Here is a 14,714-nt window from a genome sequence, read left to right on the forward strand (position 1 = left end):
TTTTCCGATTGGAGCATAAAATAGATCTCTCAATCTGTTCTGCCGTTACCGTTGTGCATTATTTCATCAAAACTTTACAAGGCAGCCTATGTTTGTAAAGTTTTGATGAAGAAGTGGCGCAGCGAGTCCCCCGGGGTTCGCGAATCGGGCGATCGCGTCTGCTGGGGGACAAGCGGAATCTGGCTTGGTAACGTTTTCATCGGCAACCTCCCTGTCGGTTTAACTCCCTTAACCCTTTAGTGGGAAAGGCACGAACCGATTATGCAAGGCAGTTCGCCCGCCGTTTTCCGGTTCGCTATTTGCTTAGTGGGAGAGGGGATGGAAAATTATGCACGGCTGGAAAAAAATTCCTGCTGCAATCTCGAGATGTCTGCCACCCTGGGGGGCGATCGCCAATTGTGTAGCTTCGCAAACGCCTTCGCTTGGATCCATCGCCACAGTGGCTCCCAAAAATTGCGGTGGGATGGAAACCGACTGCTGCATAATTTGCCAATGTTTTCCCCAATAAATAGATAGAAGATTGCGAGGTCATTAAATATGGCGATCGATATCTATGTTCCATCGGAGTTCGACAATTTCGAACCCGAAGAGGTTAAACTTTATAATCTCGTCAACGAATATCGTGCTGAAAATGGCTTGCCTACCATTCCGGCATCCAAAGCTCTGTCTCTGGTTGCCAATCGGCACGTTCTGGATTTAGCCGAAAATATTGGAGAAGTGACCCACGACTGGAGCGATGTTTCTTTTTCCAACAATCCAGAGGCGATGTGGAACGCTCCTGAGCGATTTAATACCGGTTATCCCGGTATTGGCTACGAAAACGTTACCGGATTTGAGGGATTTAATGGACCGACGATAACCGCAGAACAAGCAATCAGTTCTTGGAAAAACAGCAATACAGGTCATCGGGAAACAATCCTGAATCAACTCGGCCCCAATGGCGACTGGCGAGACAACCAGTGGAATGCTTTGGGCGTTGGAATGCATGAGGGATATGCCGTTTTGTGGTTTGGCGAAGAGGTCGATCCCACGGGAGAACCAACACGAGATCCAGTCTCGGAGGAGACGCCTCCACTTCCAGAGCCACCACCGCCGCCAACGCTACCAACACCGCCACCGCCACCGCCACCACCCGCACCAACACCTCCGCCCGATCCTCCAGAGCCGGTACCGCCTCCAGAGCCGGTACCGCCGCCGATTCCAGAGCCACCACCGCAGCAGAAGGCAATTTACCGTTTTTTCGATACGGTAACGGGAACTCACTTTTACACGGCTTCGGCAGAGGAACGGGATAACGTGAGGAATACGTTGCCGCGATATGATTACGAAGGACCCACTTTTGCGGCTCCTGCTGTACCCTCGGCTGAAACGGCGTCGATTCACCGCTTGTTCAATACGGAAACGGGAACGCATTTTTTCACGATTTCTCAAGAGGAAGTGAACCAAATTCGCGCGAATTTGCCGCAGTATGTTTACGAAGGGATTGCTTACGAGGCGTATCCGGAAGCCGTCGCCGGTACTGCGCCACTGCATCGGTTTTTTAATACGGAAACCGGGACGCATTTTTTCACGCCATCGGCACAGGAACGGGACGCGGTAATGGCGAATTTACCGATTTACGACTATGAAGGGATTGCCTATTATGTCAATGAGATCGGTTTGTTTTAAATTGTTGGCGATCGCAGTGACACCGTGCGTGCGCCTGTGATGGTTGAATGTTAACGCAGGCTCAAACATAGGGAATTTTTTCCCATTCTCAAAATGCTTTGAGTCAGAATGCGATCGGGGTGCGTCTATTTTACCCGATTCCGGTTCAATACCTCATTCCTCTGTTTTGCCCCTTTCGAGGGTTATATCGCCACTGAAGGTTTGTGCCAATCCGTGGGCACCGAAATCAATATAAAAAACCCAATTTTAAAAGAGTTTTTTGCCAGGTTTTTTGTAGATAATATAACTCGTGAACTCGTTCCCAGGTTGTGCCTGGGAACGAGTTAAACCCTTCCCCTAGTCCTTGTCATGCGGACTATAGCCCGCTTCGGGCATGGCTACGCTAACGCCTGCACAGGCGCGATTTCAATCCCCCGAGTGATGTTTGCACGCGCCGCATGTTTGCACGATCGCGATTTCAATCTTCTGCCTCATGTTCCACCGCACCCAACGCCTTCAGGGTGGATTTTTGCGCCTCAGTCAGCCCGATCGCGCCAGTGATATTCATTCCGGCATAGGGCTGATTCACGATCGCCTGTACGCAGTCTCCGGAGGGCACCTCCCACAGTTTCATCCATTCATCTTCACTGCCCGACACCAGGCGATTTCCCTGGGGATGAAATGCCAGGGAGAGCACTGCACTGGGATGCGCTTGCCAACTGGCGACAGATTCGCCGCGCTGGATATCCCACAGATATATCCGACCCTCCTCGGTTCCCGAGGCGAGGGTATTGCCATCCGGGCCGATCGCGATCGCCACCACGGACTCGCAACGCTGTATGGTTTTCACACATTGTCCACTGGCGACCTCCCAGACATTTATCGTGCCATCATCAGTTCCGGAAACCACCCGTTTGCTATCCCACGCAACGCCTACGGATATCACTTTACTGGTATGTCCGGGGAAATTCGCCACACAGACACCGGTGTCGATGTTCCACAGTTTCACGGCGCGATCGGCACCGCCAGACGCCAGGGTGTTGCCATCGGGGGCGATCGCCACTGCGCCGACTGCACTGGCATATCCGGATCGGGTGGCGATACACTGGCCGGTTGTCCGGTGCCAACGTTTTACGGTGCCCTCGGCGCAGAGACTGACCAGGGTTTCTTCCCCGGGGGCGATCGCCACTGCCATCACTTTACTGTGGTGTCCGGCGAAGGTTTTGGCGCACTGGCCTGTTCTCACATTCCACAGTTTCACCAAGCGATCGGCACTTCCCGAGGCGAGGTACTCCCCGTCGGGGGCGATCGCCACGGCTGTCACCGCACTGGCATATCCGTGAATCGTCCGCAGGCACTCGCCGGTGCGAATGTGCCACAGTTTCACGGTTTCATCCGCACTAGCGGAGGCCAGGGTTTGCCCGTCGGGGGCGATCGCTACCGACCCCACGCGGTTGCTATGCCCGGTCCAGGTTTGCAAACACTCGCCGGTTTCGAGGTCCCACAGTTTCACGGCGCGATCGGCACCGCCAGACGCCAGGGTTTTCCCATCCCGGGCCACATCCACGGACCACACGGAGCTACTATGTTCTGCCAAGGTTTGGCTACAAGTGCCGCTCTGGATATCCCACAGTTTCACGGTTTCATCCGCACTGGCACTCACAACGGTTTTCCCATCTGGGGTGACGCCCACGGAGAGCACCCAATCAATATGTCCCTGCAAGGTTTTCAAGCAATCTCCGGTGGGGATATCCCACAGTTTCACGGTTTGGTCTCCACTGCCACTCACCAGGGTCTTGCCATCGGGGCTGATGGCTACGGACCACACCACACTCGCATGTCCGTACAGGGTATGCAGGCATTCCCCAGTCTGCAAATCCCACAGTTTCACCGTGCGATCGGCGCTACCGGTGGCGAGGGTTTTGCCATCTGGGGAGATGCGGGCGCAGAGGACGCGACTGGTATGCCCTGTCAAGGTTTTGATACAATTCCCGCTCTGCACTTGCCACAGTTTCACCGTGGTGTCATCGCTGGCGGACACCAGGGTGTTCCCATCCGGGGCAACGGCGAGGGACCACACTGCCCCCGCATGTCCGCTATAGCGCCAGATGGGCTTGCCATCGGCTACCTGCCACAAGTATATATCTCCCGGCTGGTCTCCTGTAGCACAATATTGACCGTCTGGGGTAAAGGCCACGCTCAGTACCATGCCGAACAAGTTGGCGAATATACATTGTGATACCGTGGCCTCGGCAAAATTGGTATTTCGCAAACTGGCATGGCTGAAATCCCCCCCGACCACCACGGTTTGACGCAAATCGCGATCGTCCAAGGCATTGGGGTTGAGTTGCAACAGCAAGGCGATCGCATTCGCCCCGAGATACCCCACTTCGGTTTCGGTTTGACCTTTGGTTCCCTCCACGAGCTGCAATAACCGCGCTTCCGTGGCGGATCCGGGGGCGATCGCGGGCAATAATAAATCTAGCACTGCTTTCGTCAGGGGCGATCGCCCGAAGGTTTCGCGCAAGGGTTGGGAAAATGGATAATTCTGAATATCCCCCAGTTCGGCAAAATCCGGCGCTAATACCCCCAATTGCGCCGCCAACTTATACGCCACAAAAAACTCCAATAAGGAGCGATGGGCTGGGGCATAATCTCCATCCGCATTGCGAATTAACATGGTTTGCCCCATCATATCATAATGCCAGTGGTCTAAATCTTTTTGCTGCTGCACCACCGGGCCGAATAACTGACGAATGCGATCGGGAAATTCGCGATAGTTCAAACTCATGCGATCGCCGGCGAGCATTTCCCACGACAACTCGCACAGGAAAAATAACTTATCCGCCATCGACGTAAACGTGCGCTCGGTTTTGATATCCCGCTCCATCTTTCGGCGCACTGCATACCAATAGATTCGCGCCAAATCAATCGGCTTGCCCGACTCGATTTCCGGTAAGGCTTCTAAAATTAATTCAATCATCACCGGGCGACGGGCTAAATCCACCAATTGCGGATGACTCATCACCTTCTCCACAATCTCCGGGCTAGCGCGTTTCCCCAACACTTCCCCCACCCGTTCTGACTGAAATTTTTCTAATTCCAGCACCTCAAATTGGGGGGTTTCCCCCGTTAAATTCGATGTAGATGCCTTTAACTCGGCATTGAGCAAATCTCGCCCTTCCCGCGCTTCTGGGAAATGCTCCGTGCGACAGGTTAAAATCACTTTCGAGCCGGGAACCACCACTTTGGCCAATTGCCAAAAATTATTAATCATTTCTTGGCGATCGACTTTGGCTGCCATTTCGTCGAACCCATCAAAAATTAGCAGCAATTTGCCCATCCGGTTGAGGCGATCGAAGGCAGAATATCCGGGCAAACCGATTTCGTGCTTGCGGAAGAAAAACTCGGAAAATAACGATTCTACGCTTACGGCTTTGGCATAGTCGCGTAGGGGAATCACCAAGGGAAGCCGGGGCCGGATGCTTCCTTCTTCCTTGGCGACGCGATATTTTTGTAAGGTTTGCCAAGCATAATGGAGGGCAAACCAGGTTTTCCCGGTGCCGAATTCGCCTAAAATGGAAATATGTTCTTTGGCCGGGTCGTCTAACCAGCGATTGATATAGCGATCGATCCACCCGTTGCGACCATCGTAGCGGCTTTTTGCAAGTCGTTTTTTGCTTATCGGATCGAGTTCTTCTTTGGTGCAGGCGAGGGGGACGTAGAGTTCTTCGATGTGACGTTTTTTCACTTCGGCTTCTAACCACTGGAAGTAACCGCTAAAGTCGGCGGATTCGTCAATCAGTTCGTCGAGGGTGTAGCAGAAGAGTTGGGGGTCGTTTTCTACGGCATCGACTGCGGCTTGACTGATTCGCCGGGGGGCAACTAACCATCCTTCATCGACTTTTTGTCGGTCTACTACTTGGCCTAAATCGTAAACGTCGCGGATGGTGACTTCGCCTTCGATACCGCGCACTAAAATGCGATCGAATCCGCGTCGGGCGCGGATGTTAATTATCCATTCAAAATACTTTTCGGTGATGACTTGGTAGGTCTCAAAGTCGTACAATGATTCGAGCCAGTCTCGCACTTGGTGGGCAAATGCGGAGGGAAGGCGTTTCTCGGCAGGATCCGGATTGGCTAATAAGGGGTTCGGATCGCTTTGGGTGAGTTTGGCGAGGTCTTGGCGAATGTCTTCGAGGGCGTTAAGATTGTTGAGTTGGTCTAAAATTTGGGAGGTTCTTTGGTTTAAGTCTTCGATTTTGCGAAATTGCAGGACTTCGGCGGGGGTGCGGGTGCGGTTGGTAATGTCCATAAAAATGGCGCTAAATTTTGCCAATTCGCGCTGATGTTCGATGCCTTGTTCGCGGATTTTGTCTCCTAAGGCGTAGCTGTAGATGTAGTCTTCGGCTTCTTGGAGCAAGCGACTGGGGTCGTTGCGATCGAAGGCGTTGCGAAAGGCTTGTTGAATTTCGATTTGGCGAAACAGTTCTAAAATCAATCGCAGTTTTTCGACGCCTACATGTTCGAGTTTTTCTAGTCCGTATTCCACTAAGGTATAGCGATAAACGCCGGTAAAATCCGCTGGGGGATGATCGGGATCGAATTGAAAGCGTTTGAGTAGTTTGATGACTAATTCGTTGCGTTGCGCGGTGTTGATGATGACGGGGGTTGCGGTGCGCGCGATCGCCAATATTGCTCGAATGATTTCGTCAGTTCCGACCATAATACCCTTCTTTTTTGTTCGCCAAAGCGATCGCCTCTCTGCGCGCTACAGTGCAGTGGTCTGTTCGGTTTCTCGGATATCCCGAACCGATTTCGAGGCCGGTGCCCCTGCGCCCCCCCCTTTCTGCCGGAAATTACAGGTTGCCATTTTGGAATATGGAGCAATGGCAAGCGGATACTTCCGAGTGGGGAATCATCACTTCGGACGTTTGGCGGGGGTCAAACCTCGACGGCAATCTCGAGACTATTTTATTATCCCACAACCGCCATGTGCGAGGATGCCCCGGGAAAATGGCGGATCCCCACCGGGATGTGGCGCTAGAATGCGCCATCGGCGAAGGGGGGAATCTCTGCACCGGAGCGATCGCGATTTACTATAGAATAAACCACCAGATCGAGAAAGCCGATGAGTTACTGTCTCAATCCCGCTTGTCCGAATCCCCAAAACCCAGACCCCACAACGTTTTGCCAAAGTTGCGGCACGAAACTCATCTTGGCACAACGATATCGACCCCTAAAACTCATCGGTGCGGGGGGGTTTGGTCGGACGCTGTTGGCTATCGACGAGTTTAAACCCTCAAAACCGCGCTGCGCCATCAAGCAATTTTACCTGCAATGGCAACAGAATGCGGCGAAAGCATCACAATTATTCCACCAAGAAGCGGTGCGTTTGGAACAGTTGGGCAAACACCCTCATATTCCCGAACTGTTCGCCCATTTGGAACAAGACGATCGCCAATACATCGTTCAAGAATTTATCGAGGGGCAAAATTTAGCGGATGAATTGGCAGAAAATGGTCGCTTCTGTGAGTCCAAAATTATCAGCTTGCTGCAAGATTTATTGCCGGTTTTGCACTTCATTCACCAGGGACATGTGATCCATCGCGATATCAAACCAGAAAATATTATCCGGCGTCGCAGTGATGGCAAATTGGTGTTGGTGGATTTTGGGGCGGCAAAATATGCTACGGGTACGGTTCTGGGCAAAACCGGCACCACGATTGGCACCAAAGGCTATGCCGCACCGGAACAAACTTTTGGTAAGGCGGTATTTTCTAGCGATATTTACAGTTTGGGGGTGACTTGCATTACCCTGCTGAGCGATCGCGAACCGTTTGAGTTGTATGACGCGATGGAAAGTACCTTCGTTTGGCGGGAATATTTGGGCACCAATTCCGTCAGCGATCGCCTCGGGCAAATCCTGGATAAGGCGATCGAAAGTAGCGTCAAGCGCCGCTTTCATTCGGCGCAAGCGGTGATGCAAGCGTTAAGTTCCCCCGCGCCGGTCAGACAGGGTAGACCCCCGCGACCGGTGGCGCGGGCGCAACCCCCTACCCGCACGCGATCGCAACCGCCAATCCCTACACCGCGCCCGCGCACTCCCCCGGTGACGATTTCGGAGTTGGGCTGTTTTGGCGGTCATCCCTCGGCGGCGATCGCCCTGGCGATCGGCCCGGACGGACGATTGCTGGTCACGGCAAGCAAAGGGGGCATCAAATGGTGGCAATTAAAAACCGGCCAAGAATTACCCACTCTTCGCACGGAGTTGTTCTCCCACTCGGCGGGCGTCCATTCGGTGACGTTTTCCCCCGATGGTCGTCTGCTGGCGGCAGGAGGTGCCAATGGAACCATCTCTGTATGGGAAGTGGCCTTTCGTCGCCAAATTCGCACCCTCTCCGGGGGTCGCGGACCGGTCCGCTGTGTGGCGTTTTCTCGGAATGGTCGTCTGTTGGCGGCGGGGTTTGATGAGGGGGCGATCTCTCTGTGGGATGTGGCTACATGGCGCGTTCTTCGCACCCTGGAGGGCCATTCGGGGGCGGTGAATTCGGTGGCGTTTTCCCCGGATGGTCTATTGTTGGTTTCTGGAAGTGCGGATACTTCGATCGCTCTGTGGGATGTTCGCACCGGTGAGGATAAGCAGGTGGGGTGGGGGCGATCGCGAGCAGTGAATTCGGTGGCTATTTCCCCCTGCGGTCAGTTCCTCGCCTGCGGTTGCGCTAACCGCACGATTCTCCTCTGGGATTTCCGCGCTTGGCAACAACTGATCCCCCTCACGGGCCACTCCGCTTCGGTGAATTCGGTGGCGTTTTCCCCCGATGGTCTGACCCTCGCCTCCGCTAGCGACGATACCTCGATCGTCCTGTGGGATGTGAAAACTGGTGACGAAAAACGCACCTGCTGGGGTCGATCCGGTGCCGCCTATGCCGTGGCATTTACCCCCGATGGCGAAATCTTTGCCGGCGGTTTTGAAGATAAAACGGCGAAAATTTGGCAAGTTAAGAGGTGAATTGGGTGTTGGTCATTGGTCAATTGTCATTGGTCATTGGTCAATTGTCATTGGTCAATTGTCATTGGTTATTGGTACTTCCACAAAGGACAAACCACATTGGACAAACCACATTAGTCATTGGTCATTGGTAATTCCACAAAGGACAAATGACTAAGGACAAATGACTAAGGACAAATGACTAAGAACAAATGACTAAGGACAAATGACTAAGGACAAATGACTAAGGACATTTTTTATTCTTCATTCTTGGCTACGGGTAACATAATTTCAAATTCCGTTCCGATACCGACTTGGGAGTTTAAATTAAGTTTGCCTTTGTGCTTGTCTTTGATAATTTCGTTGCTAATGGCCAAACCGAGTCCGGTGCCTTTGCCGACGGGTTTGGTGGTAAAAAATGTCTCGAAAATCCGCTTTTGAATGTCTTTGGGGATGCCCGGCCCGTTATCGCGAATGCGAATAACGGCCCAATCGGAATTGTCTGAGATTTGTAACAGTTCGGTGGCGATTTCGATGCGCGGTTTCCAATCGGCATCGGCCTTGGGATTGGCTTTTTCTGCTTCCAAGCGCTCCATCAGGGCATCTACGGCGTTGCTTAGCAGATTCATAAAGACTTGGCTGAGTTGTCCGGAATAGCACTCTACGGGAGGCAGTTTGCCATAGTTTTTATTCAGTTCAATATCGTATTTAATCCGGTTATGGAGAATCAACAGGGTACTATCAATGCATTCATGCAAGTCGGCGGGTTTGCGGGCGGTTTCGTCCATGTGGGAAAAGTTTTGCATGCCGCCAACGATTTTGGTTAAGCGGTGGGCACTGACTTCGATCGCTTGGACGATTTTGGGGAAATCTTCGCGCAAAAATTCTAAATCGATGTCGGATTCGAGTTCCCTGAGTCTGTCGGATTTTTCGGTCATTTCTTCTTCGTAAACCGAGAGCAAATCGAGGACGTCTTGGACGTAGTTGGTTAAAAATCCCATGTTGCCGCTAATACAGTTGACGGGATTTTTGATTTCGTGGGCGACGCCGGCCACCATGCGCCCCAAACTGGCCATTTTTTCGGTTTGAATCATGTGGGAGCGGGTTTGCTCCTGTAGCATTTTGGTGGTCAGTTCGTGAATTTTGGACTGGGCGACGAGGAGTTGATGGACGTCGAGGAGGCGGTAAACATCGGGTTCGAGTTCGACGACGATCGGTTCGTAGAGAAGTTGGGGCGATCGCTGTAGCGATCGGCGGGCGGCGAGGACGATTAAGGTGTTGCTCGGAATAATTAAATGTTGAGTTTTGGTAAAGTTATGGAGGGTTCTCAGGGGTCGTTTGGAAAATAGTTCTAATCCGTAGGGACGACTCAGATGCTCTAAAAATCGACGTCTGGAAATCATGCCTACGAATTTCTCGCCTTCGACTAAAATCGCTCCGGGCATTAGCGGATTTTGGGCAAAGGCTCTGGCTAGTGCTTCCCCGGGTTCGGATGCTTCGATCGCAAAGTCATAGAGTGTCAGTTCTTCCAGTGTAGATTCTAAATTCAGTTCCGGCGTCCATTGCCGTTCTTCTGGTTCTTGCAGGAATAATTCGGGATACTTGTCTTTTACGGCTAGCATTCTCTGTTCCCTCACTTGCTTTGTGTTTTGCAGGGTGTTAAAACTCTGGTATTCTTTTTACAATTTTATAAAATTTTTGGAGCTATAGTGTTAACTCTAGTAAATTTTTTAGCAAATTTAACGGGGTCTTAACCTTGAATTAACCTAGAAAAAAAGTGGTGGTGGCTTACAGTTTTTTTTGAGAAAGAAATAATCGGATTCGGTGGCCGATTTTTCCGCAACTTGGGGAGATAAACGGGAAAATCCGGTGGCGATCGCCGATTGGTTTGCGGAGATTTCCCGGCTGAATGCCCTTTGGCGGGTGAAAATGGCCAGAATGTTTGGCATTGGATGTTTGTCGGCCATCATCCCCGAGGGGGTATGTTAACTGTACCGCAATCGGCCAAAAATCGGCAGTATTTTCCCGCCGATCGCCGTTAGTGCAATGAAATGTTACATCAATCGAAGTCATCATTTTGGATTGAGTGAATTTTGATTGCCAATCCGGGGCGATCGCCAGGGGACAACCCCCACTGGAGGGTTTGCAATCCGGGCAATGACTGACCACGGATTTGAGAAACCTTAGCTGCAATGGGCCACGCAGCGATCGCGTCCCAGTTCTTTTGCCCGATAAAGGGCTTCGTCTGCTGCCCCCACGAGGGTTTCGGGAGTATGTTTGCAAGTCGGAATCATTGTCGCTACCCCTACACTCAGGGTGACGGTAGAACAAACCCGGGACTGGCGATGGGCAATATTTAACCCTTTGACCTGTTTGCGGATCTGTTCGGCGACGGTGAGGGCACCGGCAGGGGGGGTATGGGGCAAAATCACGGCAAATTCTTCGCCGCCATAGCGGGCCACTAAATCTGCGGAACGCCGAACCGCCTCGCGCAAACGCTGGGCCACCTGTTGTAAGCAGCGATCGCCGGCTAAATGCCCGTAGGAGTCGTTATAAAGCTTAAAAAAGTCGATATCGCATAAAATCATGGATAACGGCGCATTTTCTCGCATCATTCTGCTCCATTCTTGCTTTAAGTAACTGTCAAATCTTCTGCGATTGGCGACTTGAGTTAACCCATCTAAACTGGCTTGCCGTTCTAATTGTTGGTTGGCGAGTGCTAAATCGCGATAGAGTTTTTGCAATAATTCCGTGGCTAATTCGTGAATTTTTGACTGGGCTAAGAGTAACTGGTGAACGTCGAGCAATCGATACCTACCCAACCCCATGTCTACGATAATGGGTTCGTAAAGTAAGTCCGGCGATCGATGCAAGGCTCCTTGGGCGGCGGCGACAATGGTGGCGGAACTGGAAAAAATCAAAGAGTCTGTACGGGCAAACCGATACAAAGTTTTGATGGGTCGTTTGAGAAATAACTCCAACCCGTAGGGGCGACTCATATGCTCGAAAAATCGCCGCCTAGATATCATCCCCAATAGTTCGCCGGATTCGATGAGGATGACTCCCGGTAACAGGGGATTTGCATTAAACGCTTCGGCAATTTCGCGCCCGCCTAATGACGATTCTACTTGAAAGTCATAAAGCGATAGTTCTTTCAGGCTGGATTCTAAATGTAAGGGTTGACTTTGCACTCGCGAGGAAAGTAAAAAGGAATTTTCAGTAGGGGAAGCACTCGACATTGTAGACTCTCCAGAAGTTATCGCCAGAAATTGATGAGCGCTCATCATTCATCATTCGGTGGAAGTAGAAGCATTTGCTCGCGATCGCGTCTAGCCGGGAGGCGATCGCGATCGCCAGGGAATCTATGGCCGTTTTTCGACTGCGATCGCGCAGAGAAGCTGCAACCGTTCCGTCTGCGTGGCTCCCTCGAGGGAGCGAGAGAATTTAGATACTAATATGTTAAACATTCCCCCGCTAATTGCAACATTTAATAAATATTTTTTAATCATTAGCAACATTTTTCCTCAATTCTGTCATTTTTTTTAGCATTTCTGATAGTGCGTTGCCCCCTGAATATTACTATTTATTAATACAAATTTAACCTTTTCTTAAGTCTTGACCCTGGATTGTCCGGAAAGGGCGATCGCGTGGCGGACAATCCAGGCAACGGCGGACGTACCACTTGAGCTTGTATATTGTTATGATGTGGTCTGCCTAACATCCGAATGCCGCTTTGCGATGCGGGGGGTGTTTGGATCCAGGGTGCTGGCGCTAGCTCCCCTTGGAGGGATCGGAGCGCTGATGGTTCGGATCCCTCAAACCAGTTCCTCACTGCGAAACATAGGCCGTATGAATCAACTACACAACGCCTTTACGCTCTTTATGAGTCTGCTCGTCGAAGCAATGCCCTTTCTGCTGCTCGGAGTCCTGTTCTCGAGTTTGCTGCTGCTGTTTGTAGACGAGCGCCAATTGCTTGCGAAGTTACCGCGCCATCCCCTCCTGGGAGCCTTTATCGGCAGCTCGATCGGCTTTCTGTTTCCCGTCTGCGAGTGCGGAAACGTTCCGGTGGCGCGTCGCTTGCTGATGCAGGGGGTGCCTTCTTCGGTGGCGATCGGGTTTCTCCTGGCGGCCCCGACGGTGAACCCGATCGTGATTTGGTCTACCTGGAGTGCCTTTCGCGATCGCCCGGAAATGGTGGTGCTGCGAGTGGTCTTTTCCCTGGCAATTGCCACGATTATCGGCTGGGTCTTCAGCGCCCAAGAGGATTTAAAACCCATTTTACAACCCAGTGTGGTGCGCGCGATTCCTAAAGCTGCGCCGAAACGGGAAAAAGCGGCGATCGCTTCCGACTCCCCCCTGTTGCAGTCGGGGACTTTCTTATTGGGAGAACCGGGCAAACCCATGCGCCTGGATACCGCTACCCTGCCCCCGGTGGAATCCGCTACCGCCGCACCGCCCAAGGGCTGGATGGGCAAATTACCCCTAAAATATCCGATCGACGCTCGCCGATGGCGGTTGTTTGTGGATAATACAATGGCGGAATTGCGCGAACTCGGCGGGGTGCTGGTCCTGGGAAGCGCGATCGCGGCGATCGTGCAAGTGGCTGTCCCGCGCGAAATTATCCTCAGCTTGGGTCAAGGTCCGGTTACTTCAATTCTGGCAATGCTCGTCCTGGCAACGGTGGTCTCGATTTGTTCCACGGTGGATGCCTTTTTTGCCCTGTCTTTCGCCTCTACCTTTACCACCGGCTCTTTGCTGGCATTTCTGGTGTTCGGTCCGATGATCGACCTGAAGGCGATCGGTCTGATGTTGTGGATTTTCAAACCCAAACCTATCGCTTATATCCTAATTCTCGCAGCACAATTAACCTTCTTCTTAACCTTGGCTTATAATCTAAAAATCGCCTAATTCCTTCCGCCTGCTGACTTCCCCACTGCCTTTTCCGGGCATAAATTCAGCGGTAACTCTCTGCAAAAACTCTGTGCAACACTCCAGGATTTCGGCTGTGTTTCCCAGCAATTTATCCTCAATTCTGCACTGGCACCTCTACCCGCAAAACTGCACAATGGTTGTTCGTCGTTCTAATTCTTCTCGGTTCTCTCGGTTTGTCCCTTGGATTGATGTTCTGGCAATTTTGGCTTGGGGTATTTTGCTGCTCAAATATCGGGTAACGGGAGAATTAAATATCCTCATTCACCCCAACTATTTTGCCCTAACGGTTCTCGGTGGGATTGCGCTGCTAATTGTAGGCAGTATTAAAGCAAAAGATTTACTCGATCGCCAGGGGATGTTCCCGGGAGGGGGAAACAATTCCGCGCGGGAGACGTTTCAAAGTAACGAACAGCATATTACTCTCTTTGCCCCGGGATGGAGTTCCGGATTGCTGTTGTTTGCGGCAATTTTGGGCTTTATTATCAGTCCCAGTGTATTTGCCAGCGAAAAAGCCCTGCAGCGCAGCGTGAATGACTTTTTGCCTGTCACCCGCGTGCAACCCCAGGCGTTTACCGCTTCTGTCAAACCGGAGGAGCGATCGCTCATCGATTGGGTTCGTACCTTAGCCGTTTATCCGGAACCGGATGCATATGCGGGTCAAAAAGTCAAGGTGCAAGGCTTTGTCATTCATCTGCCCGAACCGGAACTCCCAGAGCAATATCTCCTGGTGGCGCGGTTTATCATCACCTGTTGTGCCGCCGATGCCTATCCGGTTGGTTTGCCGGTGAAACTGTCCCAAAGTCGCGACGCCTATCCTCCAGACACTTGGATCGAGGTGGAAGGTCAGATGATGACGGAAACCTTGGCGGACCGTCGTCAGTTGGTGATTCTCCCGAGTTCGATTCGCGAAATTCCCAAACCGAAAAATCCCTACGAGTATTAAACCCTTAAATTGCATCCCCCCACCCCCGGGGGCGATCGGGTGGAACCCACCCTCACCTGCTTGCTGGAGGCTTACGCAATTAAAGCATTGCACATACGCCCTGCCTGCGCCTACGGCTTCATTATACCCCATGCTACTCTTGTTTGTCAAGGGTGAATCTGGATAAATGCTGGGTTTGGCTTACGCAATTAAAGCATTGCA

General features: G+C 51.9%; 9 protein-coding genes. 4 read left to right on the forward strand and 5 right to left on the reverse strand.

Annotated elements, in window-relative coordinates; all coding sequences use genetic code 11:
• Nucleotides 1-303 precede the first annotated feature (303 nt).
• A complete protein-coding gene (locus tag AC0QH1_RS24835) occupies nucleotides 304-483 on the reverse strand; it encodes a hypothetical protein (RefSeq protein ID WP_324634101.1) in 180 nt (59 codons plus the stop codon).
• 54 nt (nucleotides 484-537) lie between these two features.
• Between AC0QH1_RS24835 and AC0QH1_RS24840 the strand changes: the two genes are divergently transcribed.
• The gene (locus tag AC0QH1_RS24840; RefSeq protein WP_324634103.1) at nucleotides 538-1,668 is read left to right on the forward strand and encodes a CAP domain-containing protein; all 1,131 of its coding nucleotides are present in this window, start codon (nucleotides 538-540) and stop codon (nucleotides 1,666-1,668) included.
• A 457-nt stretch (nucleotides 1,669-2,125) separates the two neighbouring features.
• On the opposite strand, the gene AC0QH1_RS24845 is transcribed toward AC0QH1_RS24840, so the two are convergent.
• Nucleotides 2,126-6,373 carry an NACHT and WD40 repeat domain-containing protein gene (locus tag AC0QH1_RS24845; protein WP_324634104.1) on the reverse strand — a complete coding sequence of 1,416 codons (4,248 nt, stop codon included), beginning with the start codon at nucleotides 6,371-6,373 and terminating at the stop codon, nucleotides 2,126-2,128.
• Between the two features lie 405 nt (nucleotides 6,374-6,778).
• Between AC0QH1_RS24845 and AC0QH1_RS24850 the strand changes: the two genes are divergently transcribed.
• Nucleotides 6,779-8,659: a serine/threonine-protein kinase gene (locus tag AC0QH1_RS24850; RefSeq protein ID WP_324634105.1), complete on the forward strand. Its 1,881-nt coding sequence runs from the start codon at nucleotides 6,779-6,781 to the stop codon at nucleotides 8,657-8,659.
• Between the two features lie 236 nt (nucleotides 8,660-8,895).
• On the opposite strand, the gene AC0QH1_RS24855 is transcribed toward AC0QH1_RS24850, so the two are convergent.
• The 3 genes from AC0QH1_RS24855 to AC0QH1_RS24865 all read right to left on the reverse strand — a co-directional run bounded on the left by AC0QH1_RS24855 (nucleotide 8,896) and on the right by AC0QH1_RS24865 (nucleotide 11,877).
• On the reverse strand, nucleotides 8,896-10,260 hold the full coding sequence (locus AC0QH1_RS24855; protein WP_324634106.1) for a sensor histidine kinase: 1,365 nt from the start codon (nucleotides 10,258-10,260) through the stop codon (nucleotides 8,896-8,898).
• 166 nt (nucleotides 10,261-10,426) lie between these two features.
• The gene (locus AC0QH1_RS24860) at nucleotides 10,427-10,807 is read right to left on the reverse strand and encodes a hypothetical protein (RefSeq protein ID WP_324634107.1); all 381 of its coding nucleotides are present in this window, start codon (nucleotides 10,805-10,807) and stop codon (nucleotides 10,427-10,429) included.
• A gap of 14 nt (nucleotides 10,808-10,821) precedes the next feature.
• The gene (locus AC0QH1_RS24865) at nucleotides 10,822-11,877 is read right to left on the reverse strand and encodes a GGDEF domain-containing protein (RefSeq protein WP_324634108.1); all 1,056 of its coding nucleotides are present in this window, start codon (nucleotides 11,875-11,877) and stop codon (nucleotides 10,822-10,824) included.
• A gap of 610 nt (nucleotides 11,878-12,487) precedes the next feature.
• Here AC0QH1_RS24865 and AC0QH1_RS24870 point away from each other — a divergent pair.
• On the forward strand, nucleotides 12,488-13,546 hold the full coding sequence (locus AC0QH1_RS24870) for a permease (RefSeq protein ID WP_324634109.1): 1,059 nt from the start codon (nucleotides 12,488-12,490) through the stop codon (nucleotides 13,544-13,546).
• A 157-nt stretch (nucleotides 13,547-13,703) separates the two neighbouring features.
• The gene (locus AC0QH1_RS24875) at nucleotides 13,704-14,513 is read left to right on the forward strand and encodes a TIGR03943 family putative permease subunit (RefSeq protein ID WP_324634110.1); all 810 of its coding nucleotides are present in this window, start codon (nucleotides 13,704-13,706) and stop codon (nucleotides 14,511-14,513) included.
• The last annotated feature ends 201 nt before the right edge of the window (nucleotides 14,514-14,714 follow it).

It is taken from the genome of Phormidium sp. CCY1219 (assembly GCF_055795085.1).